2 protein-coding genes are annotated in these 3895 nt (G+C 33.3%); one reads left to right on the top strand and one right to left on the bottom strand.

Annotated features, from left to right (window positions below):
- Window positions 1-71: 71 nt before the first annotated feature.
- Complete coding sequence (locus tag WBN21_RS00110; protein ID WP_424197287.1) at window positions 72-2366, top strand: FdhF/YdeP family oxidoreductase; 2295 nt, start codon at window positions 72-74, stop codon at window positions 2364-2366.
- Window positions 2367-2368: 2 nt separating this feature from the next.
- Here the strand turns inward: WBN21_RS00110 and WBN21_RS00115 are convergent, their stop codons facing one another.
- A complete protein-coding gene (locus tag WBN21_RS00115; protein ID WP_424197288.1) occupies window positions 2369-3697 on the bottom strand; it encodes an exonuclease domain-containing protein in 1329 nt (442 codons plus the stop codon).
- Window positions 3698-3895: the final 198 nt, after the last annotated feature.

A 3895-nucleotide genomic window follows, 5' to 3' on the forward strand; every position in this document is an offset into this window, starting at 1 on the left:
CCAGTAAAAAATGTAGATTTAGATTCAAAAGAAGACTACCAAAAACTGCATAGCGCCAATTTCAATTTTAAATGAGTAAATCAATAAAAGAAAAAGCATTAACACCCGAAACTTTTAAAAACTTAAAAAGTACCAAGCCTCCTGTTAATAGTGTTGGTTTTAAAAGTATTACTACTGCTATTGGTCAAGTTTCAAAATACATGAAAGCTGTTGATGCCTTCAAGTTAGCCACAAAAATGAATCAAAAAGGAGGTTTTGATTGTCCGGGTTGTGCATGGCCAGATCCAGATGATGAACGCTCCTCCTTAGGCGAGTTTTGTGAAAACGGCATTAAGGCTATTGCTGAAGAGGCGCAAAATAAAACCATAGGTGCTTCATTTTTTCAAAAACATTCGGTTGATGAATTGGCAGGTTGGTCTGATTTCGAATTAGGAAAATCAGGTCGGTTGGCAGAACCTATGTTTTTAAGTGAAGGAGGGTCACATTATCAACCTATTTCTTGGGATGAGGCATTTGAAAAAGTAGGGAAACATTTAAATGGTTTGAATAATCCTGACGAAGCGGTTTTTTATACATCAGGAAGAACAACTAATGAAGCCGCTTTTTTATATCAATTATTCGTCAGAGAATTTGGAACGTCCAATTTGCCTGATTGTTCAAATATGTGTCATGAAGCGAGTGGAAGCGCCTTATCTGAAACCTTAGGTATTGGTAAAGGCTCGGTTACTTTAGATGATTTATACAAAGCAGAAGTAGTGATGGTTGTTGGGCAAAACCCAGGAACAAACCACCCAAGAATGCTGACCGCTTTGGAGAAAACAAAAAAGAATGGTGGGAAAATTATTGCTGTAAATCCACTTCCCGAAGCTGGATTGATAAAGTTTACAAATCCGCAAAATCCCATAAAATTATTAAAAGGAGGCACACAAATAGCGGATGTATTTGTTCCTATTACTATCAATGGAGATGTAGCATTTTTTAAAGCAATTTTATTAAAATTATTAGAAAGAGAAGAAACTCAAGGTTCCATTTTTGATACAACATTTATCGATGAATTTACTCATGGTTACGAAGCGTTTATCACCGATTTAAAGACTTATAATTTTGAAGACTGTTTGAAAGCTTCAGGTGTATCTTTAGAAATATTTAATGAGGTTTTCGATTTAATCCTTAATAACAATAAAATAATAATTTGTTGGGCCATGGGCTTAACGCAGCATGAAAATGCGGTTGATAATATTCGAGAAATCGTCAATTTATTATTACTTAAAGGCAGTATTGGAAAAGAGGGCGCAGGCACTTGTCCTGTGCGAGGCCACTCGAATGTGCAAGGCGACAGAACGGTTGGTATTTGGGAATCTGCTCCGCAAGCATTTCTTGATAAAATAGAAAGTAAGTATGGTTTTAAACCTACCAATAAACACGGTTATTCGGTAATTGATGCTATAAAAGCCATGTATGAGAAGAAAGCAAAAGTCTTTTTCGGAATGGGTGGAAATTTTATTTCGGCGGTACCAGATACAGCTTATTCCGCGCAAGCTATGGCTAATTGTGATATAACGGTTCATGTCAGTACAAAATTAAACCGCTCGCATTTAGTTACTGGAAAAGAAGCCTTGATTTTTCCTTGTTTAGGTAGAACGGAAAAAGATTATCAAAAAACAGGATTGCAAATTCAAAGTGTAGAAAACTCCATGGGAGTTGTTCACACAACAAAGGGTGTTTTAGAGCCTTGTTCTGATAAATTACTTAGTGAGGTTGCTGTGGTTTGCGGTATCGCACATGCCACCCTTAAGGAACGATCAAAAGTCAATTGGTTGCAATATAAAACTGATTATAATTTGGTTCGTGATGATATTGCTGAGGTAGTTGATGGATTTACTGATTACAACAAAAAACTAAAACAACCGTCAGGTTTCTATTTACCTAATGGAGCAAGAGTTAGAGAATTCAAAACTATAACAGGAAAAGCCAATTTTTCAATTAACAAACTTCCTGAGTGGAAATTGAAACAAGATGAATTAATCATGATGACGATTCGAAGTCACGATCAATTCAACACCACAATTTATGGTTTAGATGATAGATATCGAGGTATTTTTAATGAAAGACGCATCATTTTTATGAATCGAGAGGATATGAAAACAAGAGGGCTTTCTGAACACCAAATTGTGAATTTAAAGTCTGTTTATAATGGCGTATCTCGTGAAGCACATAATTTTAAAGTTATTGGCTATGATATTCCTAAAAATTGTTGTGCCACTTATTTTCCTGAAACAAATATATTAGTACCACTTGATAGTTTTGCCCATACAGCAAAAACGCCAGCCTCCAAGAGTGTAAGAATTACGGTTGACGCAGTTTAGTATTATAAAATCTTAGATAATATCCGCTGTATATCACCATTATCCTTCTGCTGAATTATAAAATTTTCTAAAGCTTCTGTATTAGTAATTTGCTCATTGTTGTTTACAAAACCATAGCCTCTATAACTACCATCTTTTATAAGAATAAAGCCTACTTCTGATTCGTCTCTACCTTTCTGTTTTATAATTTTATTTAAACTTTCGTTTTGTGTTAAGAATATAGCTTTATTAACTCTAATATTATAAGCTTCTGGAGCTTCAGATTGAGAGCAGATGCCTTTACATGTTAAAATTTTATAGTGATTGCAAGTGGTCACGTTTTGTTGTAAGCCACAATATTTAGGACATAACTCAAAAGCTTCACAAATTTTTTCTAAATAGGAAATAACATCTCTTTTGGACTCTAAAATTTTAATTGGGTTAGGACTTAACTTGAGCGTGTTGTACGTAAAATGGATAATGCCATTTCTATCTGTATAATTAAAAATCCCGAAGCGTCTATTTGATTTTTTGGATGCTACGTTAAATTTTGGAAAGTGTTTTTTAATAGCGGCATCTTCCATGAGTAATGCTATGGTTTCACTCCCAGATAATTCAAAATCTACATGAGCAGTTTCTCTACATAAATCTAACTCTTTTTGTTTTTTATCGTAAAAATGCCCTATTACACGCTTTTTTAAGTTTTTAGCTTTTCCAACATATATAATTTCCTTTTTTTTATTTAAAAAATAATAAATGCCTGTTGAATTTGGAATGCTATCAAAAACTTGGCTTGGTAAATGGGCAGGTAAAGTGCCTTGTCTGCTATTGCCATTTAAAAATTGGGTAAAAATGGATTGTGCATTTTCTTTATGCTCTAATTTTTTAAATAATATTACAGTAGCCTCAGCATCTCCGCGAGCTCTATGTCGGCCCTCAATTTGTATGTTTAAATCATTACAAAGTTTACCTAAGCTGTAAGATTTATGTCCTGGGATTAATTTTCTAGCCAACCTAATGGTACATAGTTTTTTTCTGGTAAAATCTAAATTAATCCGATTAAACTCACCACGAATTACATTATAATCGAAGTTTACATTATGTGCTACAAAAACGGTGTTTTCGGTTATATCTAAAATGTTTTGGGCAATATCAGCAAAAATAGGCGCATTGTAAACCATGCTATTATCAATTCCTGTTAAAGCTGTAATATGATTTGGAATATAATCTTCAGGATTTACTAGTGAAGTAAATTCGTCTATAACCCTTCCGTTTTCGTAGTTAAAAATAGAAATTTCAGTTATTCTGTTTGTGCGTCCCGTAGTTTCTACGTCAATTATAGAGTAGGTCATGCTATAAAAATATTATAAAATTTGGTAACCTCCAATAGTTAGCCTATTTCTATTTTCAGGTGGCGATTTTAGTGTTAATATGTTGATTAATCTATCCTTGAATTTGGTAATGTTAAGGAATCATAAAGTTTTTAAGTTTAACATTTTATTAATGGATTATATCATTTTTTTGTCTTAAATTTAATTGATATTCAGTTA

The organism is Algibacter sp., assembly GCF_049667265.1.
Classification (GTDB): Bacteria; Bacteroidota; Bacteroidia; order Flavobacteriales; family Flavobacteriaceae; genus Algibacter_B.